The 17,064-nt window shown below is 64.8% G+C and carries 16 protein-coding genes; 2 read left to right on the top strand and 14 right to left on the bottom strand.

Annotation, left to right across the window (positions count from 1 at the left end):
- Positions 1-76 precede the first annotated feature (76 nt).
- The 11 genes from RVY76_RS11700 to RVY76_RS11650 form a co-directional block, all read right to left on the bottom strand.
- Entirely contained in the window at positions 77-571 is a 495-nt protein-coding gene (locus RVY76_RS11700; protein ID WP_317374219.1) for a prepilin peptidase, read from the bottom strand.
- Positions 558-1,406 carry a tetratricopeptide repeat protein gene (locus tag RVY76_RS11695; protein WP_410795995.1) on the bottom strand — a complete coding sequence of 283 codons (849 nt, stop codon included), beginning with the start codon at positions 1,404-1,406 and terminating at the stop codon, positions 558-560. The genes RVY76_RS11700 and RVY76_RS11695 overlap by 14 nt, the downstream gene beginning before the upstream one ends.
- Positions 1,407-1,449: 43 nt before the next feature.
- Positions 1,450-1,995 (bottom strand): tetratricopeptide repeat protein, encoded by a 546-nt coding sequence (locus RVY76_RS11690; RefSeq protein ID WP_317374217.1) that lies wholly within the window; start codon positions 1,993-1,995, stop codon positions 1,450-1,452.
- A 12-nt stretch (positions 1,996-2,007) separates the two neighbouring features.
- Positions 2,008-2,988 (bottom strand): type II secretion system F family protein, encoded by a 981-nt coding sequence (locus tag RVY76_RS11685; RefSeq protein ID WP_317374216.1) that lies wholly within the window; start codon positions 2,986-2,988, stop codon positions 2,008-2,010.
- A gap of 6 nt (positions 2,989-2,994) precedes the next feature.
- Positions 2,995-3,960 carry a type II secretion system F family protein gene (locus tag RVY76_RS11680; protein ID WP_317374214.1) on the bottom strand — a complete coding sequence of 322 codons (966 nt, stop codon included), beginning with the start codon at positions 3,958-3,960 and terminating at the stop codon, positions 2,995-2,997.
- A gap of 8 nt (positions 3,961-3,968) precedes the next feature.
- Positions 3,969-5,423: a CpaF family protein gene (locus RVY76_RS11675; RefSeq protein ID WP_317374213.1), complete on the bottom strand. Its 1,455-nt coding sequence runs from the start codon at positions 5,421-5,423 to the stop codon at positions 3,969-3,971.
- 13 nt (positions 5,424-5,436) lie between these two features.
- Positions 5,437-6,687 (bottom strand): CpaE family protein, encoded by a 1,251-nt coding sequence (locus tag RVY76_RS11670; RefSeq protein WP_317374211.1) that lies wholly within the window; start codon positions 6,685-6,687, stop codon positions 5,437-5,439.
- A 188-nt stretch (positions 6,688-6,875) separates the two neighbouring features.
- On the bottom strand, positions 6,876-7,514 hold the full coding sequence (locus tag RVY76_RS11665; RefSeq protein WP_317374210.1) for an OmpA family protein: 639 nt from the start codon (positions 7,512-7,514) through the stop codon (positions 6,876-6,878).
- Positions 7,515-7,519: 5 nt separating this feature from the next.
- Positions 7,520-8,962, bottom strand: a complete 1,443-nt coding sequence (locus RVY76_RS11660) for a type II and III secretion system protein family protein (RefSeq protein ID WP_317374209.1) — start codon at positions 8,960-8,962, stop codon at positions 7,520-7,522.
- Between the two features lie 164 nt (positions 8,963-9,126).
- Positions 9,127-9,969: a Flp pilus assembly protein CpaB gene (gene cpaB, locus RVY76_RS11655; protein WP_317374208.1), complete on the bottom strand. Its 843-nt coding sequence runs from the start codon at positions 9,967-9,969 to the stop codon at positions 9,127-9,129.
- A gap of 132 nt (positions 9,970-10,101) precedes the next feature.
- Positions 10,102-10,314: a pilus assembly protein gene (locus tag RVY76_RS11650; protein ID WP_317374207.1), complete on the bottom strand. Its 213-nt coding sequence runs from the start codon at positions 10,312-10,314 to the stop codon at positions 10,102-10,104.
- A gap of 274 nt (positions 10,315-10,588) precedes the next feature.
- Between RVY76_RS11650 and RVY76_RS11645 the strand changes: the two genes are divergently transcribed.
- On the top strand, positions 10,589-11,446 hold the full coding sequence (locus RVY76_RS11645) for a lytic transglycosylase domain-containing protein (RefSeq protein ID WP_317374206.1): 858 nt from the start codon (positions 10,589-10,591) through the stop codon (positions 11,444-11,446).
- A 57-nt stretch (positions 11,447-11,503) separates the two neighbouring features.
- Here the strand turns inward: RVY76_RS11645 and RVY76_RS11640 are convergent, their stop codons facing one another.
- Positions 11,504-12,127: a CoA transferase subunit B gene (locus tag RVY76_RS11640; RefSeq protein ID WP_317374205.1), complete on the bottom strand. Its 624-nt coding sequence runs from the start codon at positions 12,125-12,127 to the stop codon at positions 11,504-11,506.
- Positions 12,127-12,834 carry a CoA transferase subunit A gene (locus RVY76_RS11635; protein WP_317374203.1) on the bottom strand — a complete coding sequence of 236 codons (708 nt, stop codon included), beginning with the start codon at positions 12,832-12,834 and terminating at the stop codon, positions 12,127-12,129. Before RVY76_RS11635 ends, RVY76_RS11640 begins: the two co-directional genes overlap by 1 nt.
- A gap of 143 nt (positions 12,835-12,977) precedes the next feature.
- Between RVY76_RS11635 and RVY76_RS11630 the strand changes: the two genes are divergently transcribed.
- Positions 12,978-14,093, top strand: a complete 1,116-nt coding sequence (locus tag RVY76_RS11630) for a glycosyltransferase family 61 protein (protein ID WP_317374201.1) — start codon at positions 12,978-12,980, stop codon at positions 14,091-14,093.
- 173 nt (positions 14,094-14,266) lie between these two features.
- Here the strand turns inward: RVY76_RS11630 and topA are convergent, their stop codons facing one another.
- Positions 14,267-17,011 (bottom strand): type I DNA topoisomerase, encoded by a 2,745-nt coding sequence (topA, locus tag RVY76_RS11625; protein ID WP_317374200.1) that lies wholly within the window; start codon positions 17,009-17,011, stop codon positions 14,267-14,269.
- Positions 17,012-17,064 lie beyond the last annotated feature (53 nt).

Genomic DNA, 17,064 nt, shown 5'->3' with positions numbered 1-17,064 from the left:
GGGCAAGGCTCTCGTCGGCGGGTCGGCGCGGGAAGGATGCGCGATCTTCCTCGCCAAAGCGTAAAGAGCCGTCCGATCAGACCGCGACGAGCGCCAGATGAAAGACGAGTGCGGGTGCGAGTGCCAGGCCCATCGGAAATTTCGGCGAGGACCAGCTTTCCCAATCGGGCGTGCGCCGCCTGATCGCCGGGGTGGCACGGGCGGCCCTGTGGGTCGCGAATGCCGCTAGCATCACGGCCGCGAGGAGGAACAGCAGCTCGCCGGTCTGCGGCAAGGCGATGAATGGTGCGGCCGCGGCCGCGAATTTCGCATCGCCCGCCCCCACGGCCCCGATCGACGCAATCACGAAGCCAAGCGCGAGGACCACGAGAAGATGTACCCATCGCCACGCCCATGCCTCCAGAGGCAGCGCCACGGGCCCCACCACGAGATAGACGAGGCCCAGCGACAGCACCGCGGCATTGGGGATCTTCATCCGCGCCATGTCGGACCACGCGACCCAGATGCAGATCGGCACGACGAAAGGCAAAAAGACCCGCGCGGCGAATTCCGCGCCGTCAGTTGACGACATTGACTTCGAGTGCCGCGAGGGCGCGTGCAGCCACGTCGAAATGCTGGGGATGCGTGTCGATCGCCTCGCGCAGCAGACCCTGCCCGGTCGCGACGTCGCCCTGCTTGATCGCGGCAAGACCCAGTGTGTGCAGCAATTGCGCCTTCTGGGTCTGGGTCATCGGAACGACCGGCAGCTCGTACTTGCGCTGGGCACCGCGGGCGAGGGTGAGGTTGTTCATCGCGGTGAACAGCGTCCGGTCGTGCTTGAGCGCGTCCGAAAAAAGTCGCTCCGCTGCCGCGTAATCTCCCCGGCTGAGCTTGGAATAGCCCCAGTTGTTCATGACGCCCGCAGGTTTCGTCGTCAGATCCACCGCCGTCTGGTAGAAACTGTCGGCGCGGGCCCAATCACCGTTGCTGTCGGCGACCATCGCCTCGAGCCTGTAGCGGCGGAAGCTTTCGATCGTCGGGGGCACCAGTGCGAGCTGCGCTTCGGCGGCGTCCCAACTGCCCGTTCGGATCAGCGCATCCGCCAGCGAGAGGCGATCCTCGTTCGTGGCCCCCGGCATCTGCGTGACGAGGGTCCAGACCGGGACGGCGCGTTCGGGCTGCTTGGCCCGGACCAGCGATTCCGCGAGGCCCCGCTGCAGGTCGATGCGGCCCGGCTCGGCTTCCGTCGATCTGCGGAAATAGGCGACCGCCTCGTCGGGATCGCCGACGGTCAGCATGATGTCGCTCAGGTTGCTTTCGTCGATGACGTTGACGTCCTGGATGGCACGTTCGACCTCGGCCCGATCCGACCCTGCACCGCAGCCTGCGAGCGCGGCGCACACCATGAATGGAAGGCAATGGCGCATATTCCTGCGTCCCTTGTCGTCTGCTCGTGCCTTTGATGCACCGTCACTCGGGGCCGACGATCAGATAGGATCCGCGGCCCCGACGCACCAAGGCGAAATTCTCCTCGTTCGGATCAGCGTAGGGTTGTTCGTCCAGTTTGGCGAGAGCCAAGGTGAGGTTCTGTCGGATATCGTCGCTCCGGCCGTCATCGGCGGCGAAGGCGGCGCGAAAGACGCGGCTCGCCTCGGCGATCTCGCCGCGTTCCATGAGAACGACACCGAGATTGTTCTGCGCCGGCACGAAGAGCGGATCCTCGTCGACCGCCCGCCTGAGCAGCGTCTCGGCCTGTCCGAGCCGCCCGAGCCGCAGGTTCGCGGTGCCGAGGGCAGAGAGCACCTCCGGCGTGGTCCCGTGCTCGGCCGCACCGCGCAGGTACGCCTTGAGGGCGAGTTCGTATTCGCCGGCCGCCATCAGCCGGTGACCGACGAGCAATCCGTCGACGGCCTCGCTTCGCCGGTCGACCCCCGAAGGTGCGAAAAGGCCGTCGGATGTCCCGCCTGAGGGTGTGCAGCCAGCCAGCAGCAGGAAAAGGAATGCGGCTCGGCTCAACGAAGGCCCCCTCTATTTCGCCATGTCTCCCAGGACGACCACGATGCTGTAGATCGAAGGTCCAAGCAAGATGACGAGAAGAGGGGGTACCGTCATCATCATGGTGGCGAGGGTCATTTTCGTCGGAAGGGTGTTGGCCTTCTCTTCGGCGCGCATCACGCGCTTGTCGCGCATCTCGAGCGCGTAGACGCGCAGCGCCTCGGCGACCGAGGTGCCGAAGGCGGCCGACTGGATGAGCACGGTCACGAAGTTCGACACGTCCGTGACACCTGCCCGTTCGGCCATGTCCCGAAGCACGGTGGCCTTGTCCTTGCCCGCGCGCGTCTCGTCTCCGACCATCGCGTATTCCTCGGCCAACGCGGGATAGGCGGGGCGGATCTCGCGCGCGACGCGCGTGATCGACTGGTCGATCGACTGTCCCGCTTCGACGCAGACGAGCATCATGTCGAGACTGTCGGGAAAGCCGTTGAGGATTTCCTCCTGACGCTGCTGGAGCCGCTTCGTCACCCAGTATTTGGGGGCCATGTAGCCCACGACGCCGGGGATCAGCACCGACAGGATCATGTTCTGCGTCGTCATCGTCGCGCCGCTTCCGCCCTTTGCCAGCGCATAGAGCAGACCCGCCCCGAGAAACCCGATCCCGAGCGCGAACTGGGCGAAATGATAGGTTCTCACAGCGTTCTTGCCGCGATAGCCGGCGCGGATCAGCCGGAGGCGGATCGCCGAATATTCCTCGGCATCCTGCGGCTCGAGAAAGGCGGAATACTTCGCGAGCGCGTCGTTGCCGTCCAGACGAAGCTGGGCAGCCCCGCGGGCCTGTTCGGCCGCGTGCTCCGATCTCGTGCGCTGACGCAGCTTTTCGATCGGATCCACCCTGCGCCGCACGAGGAACGGAAGGCTCGCCACGATCAGGACGAGGCCGAGCGCCCCCACCGCGAGGATCGGGCCCGCGGGGCCGAACGTGCCGAGGAGGAACTGCATGAGAGCGTTCATCGCGTCTCAGACCTTGATGTTGACGAGGGCGCGCATCACGAAGATGTTCGCGACGAGAAAGCCCGCGACGAAAAGACAGCCCGGAACGAAATAGCCGGTTCCCTTGACGTCGTCGTAATATCCCGGCTGCATCAGGTTGATCGCCACGAGCGCGGCGAGCGGAAAGCCCGACAGGAACATCCCCGACCATTTCGCCTCGGCGGTGATCGCCCTGACGCGTCGGAACAGCCTGAACCGCGACCGGATCACCTTGGACAATCCGTGCAGCACCTCGGCGAGATTTCCGCCCGATTGCTGCTGGATCGCGACTGAGACGGCAAGAAACCGAAGATCCTGCATGTCCAGACGCTCGGCCATCGCGGTCAACGCCTCGGCGACGTCGCGGCCATAGGCGGCCTCGTCCGCGATGACGCCAAGCTCGGTGCCGAGCGGATCGGCCACCTCCTGCGCCACGGCCGAAAGCGCGGCCGAGAACGGATGTCCGACCCGGAGGGATCGCACGATCAGCTCGACCGCGTCGGGAAGCTGTTCCTCGATCAGGGCGAGCCGTTTCTTGGCCTTGTGGTTCACCCAGACAAAGACACCGCCCACGCCCATCGCGACGGCGACCGCGATCCTGATCGCGGCGGAGGCATCGGTAAACTGGGTCAGCCCTACATAGGCGGCCGCGGCCAGCGCGATCATCACGAGCACGAGTTGCGAGGGCGAAAAGGCGATGTTCGCCTTCTGCGCCCGCTCGGCCAGCAGGGAGTAGAGCGGGACGTTCCGGCTCTTGATGTGCTGGCTCATCTCCTTGCGGAGCTGATCGAGAACCTCTTCCCGTCCGCGCCCCTTCTCGATCAGGCTGAGACGGCGGTTGACCCGGCTGTTGAGACTGATCGATTTGCCGAAGATCGTGAGGTAGAGGCCCTCGACCAGAACGAGGACGCCCACGAAGATCAGGCCGTAGATGAGGAATTCGGCGTTCAGCATCGGTTTTCCTATCCCCTTGCCGGGACGAAGACTTCGGCCGGCAGATCGTGGCCCCACATGCGGAACCGCTCGGAAAAGTGTGATCTTACCCCCGTTGCCGTGAAATGGCCGACGATCGTGTTGTCGGCCATCAGCCCGGTCCGCTGGAAGCGGAAGATCTCCTGCATCGAGATGACGTCGCCCTCCATTCCGGTGATCTCGGTGATCGAGGTCATGCGGCGCGATCCGTCCTGAAGGCGGCTGACCTGGACGATCAGATGCACGGCCGAGGCGATCTGGCTCCGCATCGCCTTGAGCGGCATCTCGATCCCGGCCATCGCGACCATGTTCTCCAGCCGGCTCACGCCGTCGCGGGCCGAGTTGGCGTGGATGGTCGTCATCGACCCGTCATGGCCGGTATTCATCGCCTGAAGCATGTCGATGACTTCTTCGCCGCGGGTTTCGCCCACGATGATGCGGTCCGGGCGCATCCTCAGCGCGTTCTTGAGGCAGTCGCGCTGGCTGACCGCGCCCTTGCCCTCGACATTCGCGGGGCGGCTCTCCATCCGGCCGACATGGGGCTGCTGCAGCTGCAGTTCGGCCGTGTCCTCGATGGTAAGGATCCGCTCGGAATTCTCGATGAGCGAGGAGAGCGCATTCAGCGTCGTCGTCTTGCCCGATCCGGTCCCGCCCGAAACGATGATGTTGAGCCGGGTCGACACGGCCGCTGCAAGGTATCGTCCCATTTCCTCGCTGAATGCGCCGAACCGCATCAGATCGTCGATGCCGAGCTTCTCCTTGCGGAATTTCCGGATCGAGACGAGCGATCCGTCGACGGCGATGGGCGGCACCATCGCGTTGAACCGCGACCCGTCGGCCAGACGTGCGTCGACATACGGGTTGGATTCGTCGACGCGACGGCCGACGGCCGAGACGATCTTGTCGATGATGCGCAGAAGGTGCCGCTCGTCCTTGAAGGTGACGTCCGTGAGCTGGAGCTTGCCGTTGCGCTCGACGAAGATCTGCTGCGGACCGTTCACGAGGATGTCGTTGACGGTGTCGTCCTTGAGCAGCGTTTCGAGCGGGCCGAGGCCCTTCACCTCGTCGAAGAGATCCTGGTTCAGCGTTGTGCGCTCGTCCCGGTTGAGCACGACGCCCATCTTCGAGAGCGCCTCGCTCACGATCGACTGGATCTCGAGCTTGAGGTCGCCGTCGCTGGCCGTCTCGAGCGCAGGGAGGTTGAGGTTATCCAGCAGTTCCTTGTGGAGCGCGACCTTCAGCTCCGCCAGACGTTCGCGGCGGCGACGCTCTTTGTCGAGGGGCTCGATGCGGGCGGCCGCCATCGGGGCGCGGGCTGGCAGGGGTTTCGCCGCCCGCGTCTGAACGGGCGGGGAGGGCGCATAGTCCTCCGCGGGGGGCAGGGGCATCGGTTGCGCCATGTCGGCATCGGTCGGCGGGGTCGGTTTCTTGTAGCGTGAGAACATCTGGTTCCGCTCCTCAGGACGCCGATGCCGCGGCGCGTCCGAACTCGCCGAAGGTCGTGGCGAGTTTCTGGATCTGCCTGCGGAGCGGGTTCTTCTTCGCGGCCCGCGCGAGCGGCAGGCCCTGATCGTTGGCCTCGGTCACCTGGCGTCCGCCATCAGGAAGCTGCATCTCGATCGCGATGCCGAGGCTTTCGGACATGCGCCTCAGGCGGCTCCTGCCGGCGAGATCGGTGAATTTCGGTGCCCGGTTCAGGACGTAGCGCAGCTTCTCGTCGGGCATGTCGTCGGTCTTCAGCGCGCGGATCATCCGCAGCGCGTTCTGCGCCGAACGCATGTCGAGCTCGAAGAGCATGAGATAGAGATCGGCGAGCTCCATCACCGTTTCCGTCCACATTACGAAGGTCGACGGCATGTCGATCACGACATAGTCGAACTGCGAGGCCGCCATCTCGACGATGCGGCCGACATCGTCGGGCGTCGCGAGGTCCAGCGGCAGCATGTCGGCGGGAGCCGTGAGAACATGCAGACGTTCGCCGTGGATCTGAAGCGCCTGCATGAAGCTTTCGCCGTCCATGGTGTCGGTGTTCTGCAAGAGCTCGAGCACCGCCTCGCGCGGGACGAGGTCGAGATAGGTGGAAACCGCGCCCATCTGGAGGTTGAGATCGAGAAGGCAGACGCGCGGTGCCGTCTCGCCCTTTCCGACAGCCAGCGTCGCGAGTTCCCAGGCAAGGTTCACGGCCAGTGTCGTCGTCCCCGCACCGCCCGCGAGCGATTGGATCGGCACGATGGTGCCCCGTCGCGCCGCCGTCGCGCCGAACTGGGCAATCGTCGACGACGGCGCGGCCTCCACCGAGGGTTCGTCCCGCATCCGCTCGATCGCCTCGTGCAGCGCGCCGTCGGGCAGCGGGTATGGCACAAATTCCTTGGCACCGGTCTTGAGCAGCTGGTGGAGCACCATAGGGCTCACCTCTTCCGCGATCACGATCACGGCCAGGCCGCGGGTCACCGCGGTCTCGATCAGACCCGAGATGGCACCGACGGCCCCCTCGTCATCCTCGTCGATCGCGATCGCCACGAATTCGAGCGCGGTCGCCTCGGGTTGCGAAAGGAACCGGGCCGCATCCTCGTAGGAAAGATCGCCCCAGGCATCGCCGAGTTCGGTTTCCATATCCTCGATGAGGAGGTCGAAATTCCGAACGTCGCGGCAGATCGTGCACGCTCTGATCGGAGCGTGATCGGTGGCGAGTGCCGATGCGTTCGTCATGCGTCACGTCCTTCGCGTTGCGGGTCGCGATCCCTTCTAGCGGCGAGACGTTGCTTTTTGCTTAGCTGCAAAAAGGCCCTTCGCGACCGGGACGCTTCTCAGGACGGGACGTGTCGCATTCAAATCGGGCAACATTGCGGCCCGAATCTTTCGATTGTTCGACGCGAGGAAACCGAAGAGGTCGCGGCCTAGTCCGTGGGAAAGGTCGTCGCCGGTGGCTCCGCGCCCAGCGATTGCTCGCCCGCGGCGGCGCTCGCCACGTATTCGCGAAAGATCACTTCCGCGTATTTGCCGTTCAGGAGTTGCCCGCGTCCGCTCGTGAAGCCGGCAACCTCGGTGACGGTGCGACGATTCGCCCGCTCGCGGCCCTGCGTCACGATCAGCGGCTGACGCTCGCCGAAGGAGACGAGCGCACTCAGCCGCGACGCATCGACGCCATTCGCGACGAGTTCGCGCAACACGGCCTGCGCGCGCCTCAGACCGAGCGCCTCGTTGTAGGCCGCGGAACCGACCAGATCGGTATGGCCGAAGACCTGGAATCGCGCTTCAGGGAATTGCCGGATCCAGCGTGCCTGGCGCGCGATCGTCGCGCGCGCCTGCGCGTCGAGCGCCGCACTGTCGAACGGGAACGTCACGACCGGGTCGATCTCGGTCGAGAACCGGTTGTTCAATCCCTCGACCTGACCGATCCGGCCGCTCTGCACGGCGAAGTTGTTGGCCGTGGCGTTGCCATACGTGCCCGGATCGAGTTCGGTCCCCGCCGGGCGGTCGGCGCAGGCGGCGAGCGTCAGTGCCGCGAAGATCAGGAGGGGGCGTGCCGGGACCATCGGGTCTACTCCATCACGTAGCCGTAGGACCCCGAGAAATCCTGGCGGGCGATTTCGCCGGCGGCACCCGTTCGCGGACGCCTCGCTCCGCCTTCGAGTTCGCCGAAGAGAAAGAGTTCGCGCTCGGACGGGATGACGACACGGTCGGTCGGCAGCGCCAGAGCCTCCCCGCGCACGGGCGAGACGAGATGCGCCGTGATGATGATGACGAGTTCGCTCTGCGCCCGTTCGTATTCGGCCGAACGGAAGAGCGCGCCCAGAACCGGAATATCCCCGAGCCAGGGCACCTGACCCTTGAGATCCCGGAAATCGTCCTGCAGCAGCCCGGCGATGGCAAAGCTTTCGCCGTCGCGCAGTTCGATCGTGGTCTTCGATTCACGGCGGGTGAATCCGTTCACGTTAAACCCGCCCTGCTGGATCGCGACCGTCGGATCGATCCCCGAGACCGCAGCCGCGAGTTCGATATTGATCGTGTCCTGCGTCACCACGCGCGGCGTGAAGGCGAGCTCGACCCCGAAGGGCTTGTATTCGATGCCGATCGAATCGTCGCCGGTCGCGACCGGGATCGGGTATTCTCCGCCCGCGAGGAACGAGGCCGATTGCCCCGAAAGGGCGACGAGGTTCGGCTCGGCCAGCGTGCGAACCACGCCCTTGCTCTCGAGCGCCTCGAGCAGCACCGCGAATTGCAGGCTTCCCGCGCCGAAACCCAGCTGCACGGCTCCGTTGCTCGACCTCGATCGCTCGACCCCGGTGTCGGGATCGCCGTCGAAGATGTTGCCGAGGTTCTCTCCGTCGAGATAGGTGCCCGATCCGCCGCCCACGCCCACATCGTCGTCGCCGAGTATTCCCGCAAGCCCGATCGAAGAGGACAGCGCCTTGCTGACCGATCGGCGCATTTCGGCGAAGCGCACCTTCAGCATCACCTGCTGCGTGCCGCCTACCGTCATGAGGTTGGAGACTCGTTCCGGCGCATAGCGCCCGGCGAGGTCGAGTGCGCGGTCGAGCGCCGTGATCGACGAAACGGTCCCCGACAGCACGATACCGTCATTGGCCGTGCGCACCTCGATCGGCTCGCCCGGCAGGATCTGCCCCAGACGCTCCTTGAACTCTCCGATATCGGGGATCACCTGGACCTCGACATTCGTGATGAGCCGTCCCGCCTCGTCCAGAAGCGTGAGGGTCGTGCGCCCCGGGATCTTGCCGAGCACGTAGATGGTCCGGTCGGAAAGCGTGGAGATGTCCGCGATGGCCGGGTTCGCGATGCTGAGTTCCGCGAAGGGGCGATCGGATTCGACGACCACCGCCCGGTTCATGGGAACCCTCAGATCCGAAGCGGTCGCGCCCTGCATCACACGGAGCGTCTGGGCCGATGCGGATTGTCCTCCGATCGGGGATGCGGCGACGAGAAGCCCCAGAAGGACCCCTCCCAGTAATGTCCGAATGCCCATCTGCCCGCCTCTCGAACTTATGCGACGGCGGATCTTTCGCCCGCCTTCACGCCGCAAGAATGCGCGCAATGCGGTTCTCGATCAACGTCGCGCAACTTTCGCGAGAAGACTTGTGTAATAGACGCAACACCGCAACGGTGCCGCGTCCGTTCCCGGCTCGGGTTCTAGTTCGTGCAGGGGATCGGCATGTCGACGACTTCCGATCCGCGCCGCGTCCTGATCGAACAGGTCTTGGCGGGCTCGATCTCGGCGCGTCGCTCTTCCTGGGCCAGCCCCAGCAATTCGCGCTGATCCACCTCGATCATTTCCGCAATCGTGTCGTCCTCGACCCCGACGAGCGATAGCGCCAGCGTCCCGGTGCTTTGTGCCTGGGCCAGTGCGGCCACGTCGCGCGGTGTCGCCTCGACCGTGACGGTGCGCGCGACGACCGCTTCGGAGACGTCCTCGTCCGCCGACTGATCGATCGCGACAAGCTTCACGCCCGCCTGGATCAGCTTGGTCACATCGCCCTGCTGCCCGATCTGGCCGGTCCAGTAGACATCGACCCGGTCACCGGGGCGGAGAAAGCCCGAGACGCCGGACGACACGTCGACGCGGATCGCGAAGGCGCGCTTTCCGGGCGAAAGCCGTGCCGAGACGCCCGCCTCGACGCCCGGTTCGGTGAGCTTGCTCGCCAGCATCGGCTCGTTGACGCTCATCGCGCGAAGCACGGATCGCGGCGTATCCGTCCCGGCGGGAAAAAGGGCGTCGCGGCTTTCGAACGCTCCGACCGGAATCGCGTCCTCGGGGAACGAGACTTCGCGGATGTCGGCTTCGGTCAGTCGCTCGCCATAGCGCAGATCGCGGGTGGCGACCAGAACGGGCCGCGTCGCGATGGCCGGTGCATGGGTCGCGCGCTCGATCGCGAGCTGCGCTTGCGAGGCCGCGATGAAGTCCTTCGTCATGAAGACGGCAAAGCCCGCGAGGCCGAGACCGGCGAGCAACACGATCGCAAATACGAGACGCATGGTCATATTCCCCAGATTTCACGTCGACCACGATCGGCCGTCATATCGTTCGCCCCGATTCGGCGGAACGGCTGCGACCGCGCCCGGTGGGGCAGGCACGGTCGTGGTCAGTCTGCCGCGTGATCGGTCCGATCAATTGCCGTCGAGATTCTTGTCGATGGTTTGAAGCGAGGCGTTTCCAAGCTCGCTATTGATGTTGGTGGCGATTTTTTCGACATTGCCGAAAAGCGTCGTGGAAATCGCGATGGCGAGGCCGACGATCGCGGCGGTCAGCACGACCCAGTCGACGGTGACGGCACCGCTCTCGTCGTCGCAAAAGGTCTTCAGAAGTTTCGAAATGTTCATGTGAGTGTTCCTCTGGCTGCAGATCTCCTGCACGAACGGCCGTTTTGTCCGCCGGGCAGATCAGCAGTTCCTGACGTATGATTGCGCCAAGATTCTGGCGCGGAACGGGCGTTTCGGTGGATTATGGTGCCACGGAGCGGCCAAACATCCTCGGTGGGGCTTCCGGGTGACAATTACCGGCAAAACGCCTCGCTCATCGGTTCGGCTTTGCCAGCCCCACGCCTTTGCGCAACCCTGAGTGGCAAATGCGTCGAAAAGACGAGGCAGGCGGCAGATGCGACACCCGATCTTCATCGCGATCATCGCGACCCTTCTGGGTGCCGTGCCGGTTCAGGCCGATTCACCGGTCCAGGCGGACTTCACCTTTAAACGCGTCAAGCCGCCCGCGCCTGGCACGACCAAGCGCATTACCGTCCAGATCGACCCCTCGGTCGGGTGGCCCCCGCCGCTCTCCACGAAATCCGACCCCAAGGTGGAGGAAGAGCGTGCGCCGGTCATCGCGACCGATGCGCCGGTTCCGGTGCCGCCCGGCAGCGCCTATTCGTGGTTCTGGAACCGCGTCCCCACCAGCGGAGGGGGAATGGCGGGCCTCGGTCAGGCGCTCGCCACGCTCGCCCGCCCGCCCGCGGACGTCGCGGCTCCGCAATACCGACTTGCGACGTTGCAGCGGCTTGCCGACCGACACGGTCAGGACATCCTGCGCGCGACTGTCGGCACGCGGGTCTCGCCCGCGCTCGCACTCGCCGTGATGGCCGTGGAATCGAACGGCCGGGTCGATGCCGTCAGCTCGGCCGGCGCGCAGGGGCTCATGCAGCTCATGCCGGCGACCGCCAGCCGCTTCGGCGTCCGGGACAGTCGCGTCGCGTCGCAGAACATCGCCGGGGGCGTCGCCTATCTCGACTGGCTTATGGGCCATTTCGACGGCGACCCTCTGCTGGTGCTTGCAGGCTACAATGCGGGGGAGGGGGCCGTCGCGAAACATGCGGGCGTGCCGCCCTATGCCGAGACGCGCGGCTACGTTCCGAAGGTGTTGGCGGCTTTCCAGGTTGCCAAGGGGCTATGCCTGACGCCACCGATGCTCGTCAGCGACGGTTGCGTCTTCGTGGGGTCGCACGTCGCGTCGAGCGGATAACGTAAGGGGCGTGCCCGGCTCCGGACACGCCCCTCCCGAATCCCCATCTCCGGTGCCTCAGACGATGGTGGCTTCCGTCGCCGCGCGGATCTCGTCCTCGGTCACGCCATCGGCGCATTCGACGATCTTCAGGCCGCCTTCGACCACGTCGAGCACACCGAGATTGGTGATGATCCGGTCGACGACGCCCGTCCCCGTCAGCGGAAGGGTGCATTCCTTCAAAAGCTTGGATTCGCCGGCCTTGTTCTGATGGTCCATGATCACGACGACCTTGCGCACGCCCGCGACCAGGTCCATCGCGCCACCCATCCCCTTGACCAGTTTCCCGGGAATCATCCAGTTCGCGAGATCCCCGTTCTCGGCCACTTCCATCGCGCCGAGGATGGCGGCGGCGATCTTGCCGCCCCGGATCATCCCGAAAGACATGGCACTGTCGAAATAGGACGTGCGCGACAATTCGGTGATCGTCTGCTTGCCGGCATTGATGAGGTCGGGATCCTCCTCGCCCTCGAACGGGAAGGGGCCCATCCCGAGCATGCCGTTCTCGGATTGCAGGGTGATGTCCTTGTCGCCGATGTAATTGGCGACGAGCGTCGGCATCCCGATGCCAAGATTGACGTAGGTGCCGTCCTCAAGCTCGGCGGCGGCGCGCTCGGCCATCTGTTCGCGGGTCCAGGGCATCAGGACGCCTCCTCTTTGGTGCGGGTGGTCCTCTGCTCGATCCGCTTCTCGTGCGTCCCCTGAATCAGGCGGTGGACGTAGATGCCGGGCAGGTGGATCTGATCGGGGTCGAGCGATCCGCGCGGGACGATCTCCTCGACCTCCGCCACGCAGACCTTCCCGCACATCGCGGCGGCCGGGTTGAAGTTGCGCGCGGTCTTGTGGAAGATCAGGTTCCCCGTATCGTCGGCCTTCCAGGCCTTGACGATGGCGAGATCGGCGACGATCCCGCGTTCGAGGATGTAGGTCTCTCCGTCGAACTCCTTGTGCTCCTTGCCCTCGGCGATCTGCGTGCCCACGCCGGTCTTGGTGTAGAATCCGGGAATCCCCGATCCGCCCGCCCGCATCCGCTCCGCGAGCGTGCCTTGCGGGTTGAACTCGAGCTCGAGCTCGCCGCCCAGAAACTGGTTCATGAACTCCTTGTTCTCGCCCACGTAGGACGAGATCATCTTCTTCACCTGCTTGGTCTGCAGCAGGATGCCGATCCCGAAATCGTCGACACCCGCATTGTTCGATGCGAATGTCAGGTCCTTCGTCCCGGCCTCCTTGATCGCCTGGAGCAGCAATTCGGGGATGCCGCACAGCCCGAAGCCGCCCGCCGCGATGAACATCCCGTCGCGCAGCAGCCCGTCGAGCGCCTTGCCGGCATCGTCATAGATCTTCTGCATATGCCTCTTCCCTAATCATCGGGACGTTTGTCCGACGGTCGGAGCGGGGTGTCAATGACGGTCGGCGGTATGAGACTGGACAGTCTTGCTGCGTGTGCGAATAGTCCCCTTCATATTTGAACCATATTTTAGCGGATCACGTCATGGATCTTTCCAAAGCTCATAATAAGGGTGCGATGCCCGGTTCGGCAGGATCAATTGCTGTTTCGATCCGCCTTCTTCGAGATCAAGCGCGACGCCGCCTGCTTCGACGCAAGATCTTCACGCGGCTCCCGGCTGGTGAGCCGCAAGGACCTTCGGACGTCGTAGAATGTCTGCCCGCCAAGTATGAACCGGCACAGATCGATCGTGTCGTTGCCTGCGGTTTCTCGTCCACGATCTCGCAGGAAATCGAGAAGCTCGAAGCGACGAATTATCGAGAGGTTCCTCTCGCCGCTTGTCGCCTGGGACGGTCGATGATCGTCGGTGGACAGATCCTGACGGACGAATCGAGGTATTATCTGGGGCCTCAATCTCCGCTCGAGGCGATGAGAGAAGCTCCGAAGAGCTACGACAGGGCCTGCGTCTACAATTCGGCGCTGGGGCTGCGATATTTCGGTCACTGGTTGCACGATGATTGCTCCGTCCGCGAAGCTGTTGCCGGCCGCGAACCGTGCATTTCCCTGAGGCGTCCGAAATGGCCGGATGCGGATGTCTACGAAACCGCGTTCGGCCATGTCCAGGACCAGCCCGAACATGCAGTCGTGGAATCCCTGACCGTCTATGCCGATCGCGCGTTCAGTCGGGCCAAGGCCGAAAACGTTCGTGCCTTGCGCCGAAAGCTGCGTGAGAGGATCGCTCCACGGAAAAAGGGGCAGATCGTCTTTCTCAGGCGCGGTCCGAGCGCGGTGGCAAGACATATCGTCGAAGAAGAGCAGCTGATCAAACATCTCGACCGGGCCGGAATCCGGATCGTCGATCCCGAGCGCGGAACGACCGAAACGATCGAGGAATTGCTGGATGCAGCGCTGGTCATCTCGGTCGAAGGAAGTCAGGCCGCTCATGCGGTCTATTGCGCGGCGGATCGGGGAAGCATGCTTATCCTCCAACCGCCCGATCGCTTCTACAACCCTGGCGTTGAATGGTGTCGGATGGCGGGCCTCTCCTACGGTACGGTCATAGGCGAAGCGGCCGAAGGGGGCTTCCGTATCCATTCCGACGAAGTTCTGTCGATGGTGGGCCGTCTGACCCAAGGACGGGCGGCACCTGTCCATTCCTGATCGGAAACCGGCCGGCTGTCATCGGACACGGATTGGGCGCTCGACCTCGAATGCCCACCATTGCCATTCGGGGTCTGGGACCACGAATGCTGACTACGCACCGCGCCTCCGCCGAGGATCACATCCACTGTGATGCTCTCGGCGGAGGTAGTTCCGAAAATCCGACGAAGGGGTCAGTCGGACGTCTTGCTGCGCGTCGATCCTGATTTCGTCGTCTTGGACTTGGTCGTCTTCTTCGGAGCGCTCTTTTTCGCGCTCGTCTTTTTCGCGCCGGCCTTCTTCGGGGATTTCTTGCCGGCCTTCTCGGCGCGTTCCTCGATCAGCACGACCGCTTGGTCGAGCGTGATCTCCTCTGGCTCCATCGTGTCCGGGATCGTCGCGTTGATCTTGTCCCATTTCACGTAAGGGCCGTACTTGCCCTTCATCACGTTGACGGGGCCGCCCGCATCGGGATGCTCACCGAGTTCGCGCAGCGGTGCAGCCGCCTGTCCACGGCTTCCGCGGCTCGCGACCTTTTCGGCCAGAAGCTGCACGGCACGGTTCATGCCGACGGTGAACACGTCCTCGATCGATTCCAGATTGGCGTTGGTGCCGCCCTTGTGGGATGTGCTTTCCGCATGTTTGAGATAGGGTCCGTAGCGCCCGATATTGGACCAGACGGTCACGCCATCCTCGGGATGCGGGCCGATCTCGCGCGGCAGGGACAGCAACATCACCGCCCGTTCGAGGTCGAGTTCCTCCGGGGGCCAGTCCTTCGGGATCGACTGGCGCGGGGGTTTCGGCGTCTCTTCCGTCGCGGCACCACGCTGGACGTAAGGCCCGAACCGTCCCTTGAAGACGCGGATCTCGTCGCCCTGATCCTCGCCCAGCAACTTGCCGTCGGGTGGGATTGCCGATGCCTCGGCCTCCGGATCGGGCGGGCCGAAGGGGCGGGTATAGCGGCATTCGGGATAGTTCGAGCAGCCGATGAAGGCACCGCCCGAGCGTGCCGTCCGCATCGAAAGCCGCCCCTGACCGCAATTGGGGCAAAGCCGCGGATCGCTTCCGTCGGGGTTGGGCGGGAAGAGGTGCGGCTCGAGCACCTCGTTGATCTTCTCGAGCACCTCGCCGATGCGAAGCTCCGAGGTTTCGGCGATCGCCGCCGAGAAGTCGCGCCAGAACCGGTCGAGAAGATCCTTCCAGTCCTGCTCTCCCGCGCTCACGTGGTCGAGCTGATCCTCGAGATCGGCGGTGAAATCGTATTCGAGATAGCGGCGGAAGTAATTCGCGAGAAACGCGATGACGAGCCGCCCCTTGTCCTCGGGGATGAGACGGTTGCCGTCGCGGCGCACGTATTCGCGGTCCTGGATCGTCGTCACGATCGAGGCATAGGTCGAGGGACGCCCGATCCCGAGCTCCTCCATCCGCTTGACCAGCGTCGCCTCGGTATAGCGGGGCGGCGGCTGGGTATGGGATTGCGTGGCAAGCACCGCGCCGTTCGGCGACAGCACGGCCGCGCCGTTGCGGCGCATGCCGCCCTCCGCGTCGATCACGTCGTCGTCGGTCTTGCCGGCGCGGGCAAAGTCCTCGGCGAAGGTCGCGTCGGAGAACCGGGCCGCTTCTCCCTTCGCGATCTGCGGCAGGCGCTTGTCGTCCTCGTCCGCCACGTCGTCGCGCCCTTCCTCGTAGACCTTGAGGAAACCGTCGAACACCACGACCTGGCCCGTCGCGCGCAGCATCACGTCGCGCTCGCCGTCGGCGATCTCGACCGTCGTGCGTTCGAGCCTGGCGGCCTCCATCTGGCTCGCGAGCGTCCGCTTCCAGATGAGATCGTAGAGCTTGCGCTGGTCGCCGTCGCGGATATCGAGATCCTGCGCGCTCTTGGACATGTCCGTGGGGCGGATGCATTCATGCGCTTCCTGCGCGTTCTTGGCCTTGTTCTTGTAGATCCTCGGGCTGCCGGGCACGTAGTCCTTGCCGTAGCGCTGGGCGATCGCGTCGCGCGCCCCGGTCACGGCCTCGGGGGCCATGTCGATGCCGTCGGTCCGCATGTAGGTGATATGCCCCGCCTCGTAGAGGCGCTGGGCGGTCGACATGCAGGCGCGCGCGCCCATGCCGAACTTGCGGCTGGCCTCCTGCTGGAGGGTCGAGGTCATGAAGGGGGCGGCCGGGTTGCGGGTGCTGGGCTTCGCCTCGACCGAGACGACCTCGAGCTTGCGGCCCGCCACGGCGTGAACGGCCATCTCGGCCTGGGTCTCGTTCTCGAGACTGAACCGGTCGAGCTTTTCACCGCCCAGCGTGACGAGTCGGGCCTCGAAATCCTGGCCCCTGGGCGTCGTCAGCCGCGCCTTCACCTGCCAGTATTCGCGAGGCCGGAACGCCTCGATCTCCATCTCGCGATCCACGATGAGGCGCAGGCAGACCGACTGCACGCGCCCGGCCGACTTGGCACCCGGAAGCTTGCGCCACAGAACGGGCGACAGGTTGAAGCCCACGAGGTAATCGAGCGCGCGGCGCGCCAGATAGGCCTCGACCAGCGGCGCATCGACCTGCCGGGGGTTCTTCATCGCCTCGGTCACGGCCGATTGCGTGATCGCGTTGAAGACCACGCGCTTGACGGGCGTGTCCTTCTTGATGGCCTTGCGATCGCGCAGCGTCTCCTCGAGATGCCAGCTGATCGCCTCGCCCTCGCGGTCGGGGTCGGTGGCGAGGATGAGGTCGTTGTCGGCCTTCAGCGCATCGGCGATGGCCTTCACGTGCTTCTTCGAATCGCTCGCGATCTCCCAGAGCATCTCGAAGCGGTTGTCGGGATCGACCGATCCGTTCTTGGGGGGCAGGTCCCGAACATGCCCGTAGGACGCCAGCACGGTGTAATCCGAGCCGAGATACTTGTTGATTGTCTTTGCCTTGGCGGGCGATTCGACGACGACGACCGGCATTGCGTTCCTTTGGATATTCGGACGATCTAGGCCGCGTCAGATGTGGGGATCGC

The organism is Palleronia sp. LCG004 (assembly GCF_032931615.1).
Classification (GTDB): domain Bacteria; phylum Pseudomonadota; class Alphaproteobacteria; order Rhodobacterales; family Rhodobacteraceae; genus Palleronia.
Note: the sequence above shows the minus strand (reverse complement) of the source record. Positions and strands in the feature narration are given on the sequence as shown.

Excerpts from the sequence above, each read along its gene's own strand:
- RVY76_RS11700 (WP_317374219.1), bottom strand. The coding sequence starts at position 571 with ATGTCGTCAACTGACGGCGCGGAATTCGCCGCGCGGGTCTTTTTGCCT.
- RVY76_RS11695 (WP_410795995.1), bottom strand. The coding sequence starts at position 1,406 with ATGCGCCATTGCCTTCCATTCATGGTGTGCGCCGCGCTCGCAGGCTGC.
- RVY76_RS11685 (WP_317374216.1), bottom strand. The coding sequence starts at position 2,988 with ATGAACGCTCTCATGCAGTTCCTCCTCGGCACGTTCGGCCCCGCGGGC.
- RVY76_RS11680 (WP_317374214.1), bottom strand. The coding sequence starts at position 3,960 with ATGCTGAACGCCGAATTCCTCATCTACGGCCTGATCTTCGTGGGCGTC.
- RVY76_RS11675 (WP_317374213.1), bottom strand. The coding sequence starts at position 5,423 with ATGTTCTCACGCTACAAGAAACCGACCCCGCCGACCGATGCCGACATG.
- RVY76_RS11670 (WP_317374211.1), bottom strand. The coding sequence starts at position 6,687 with ATGACGAACGCATCGGCACTCGCCACCGATCACGCTCCGATCAGAGCG.
- RVY76_RS11665 (WP_317374210.1), bottom strand. The coding sequence starts at position 7,514 with ATGGTCCCGGCACGCCCCCTCCTGATCTTCGCGGCACTGACGCTCGCC.
- RVY76_RS11660 (WP_317374209.1), bottom strand. The coding sequence starts at position 8,962 with ATGGGCATTCGGACATTACTGGGAGGGGTCCTTCTGGGGCTTCTCGTC.
- cpaB (WP_317374208.1), bottom strand. The coding sequence starts at position 9,969 with ATGCGTCTCGTATTTGCGATCGTGTTGCTCGCCGGTCTCGGCCTCGCG.
- RVY76_RS11650 (WP_317374207.1), bottom strand. The coding sequence starts at position 10,314 with ATGAACATTTCGAAACTTCTGAAGACCTTTTGCGACGACGAGAGCGGT.
- RVY76_RS11645 (WP_317374206.1), top strand. The coding sequence starts at position 10,589 with ATGCGACACCCGATCTTCATCGCGATCATCGCGACCCTTCTGGGTGCC.
- RVY76_RS11640 (WP_317374205.1), bottom strand. The coding sequence starts at position 12,127 with ATGCCCTGGACCCGCGAACAGATGGCCGAGCGCGCCGCCGCCGAGCTT.
- RVY76_RS11635 (WP_317374203.1), bottom strand. The coding sequence starts at position 12,834 with ATGCAGAAGATCTATGACGATGCCGGCAAGGCGCTCGACGGGCTGCTG.
- RVY76_RS11630 (WP_317374201.1), top strand. The coding sequence starts at position 12,978 with ATGGATCTTTCCAAAGCTCATAATAAGGGTGCGATGCCCGGTTCGGCA.
- topA (WP_317374200.1), bottom strand. The coding sequence starts at position 17,011 with ATGCCGGTCGTCGTCGTCGAATCGCCCGCCAAGGCAAAGACAATCAAC.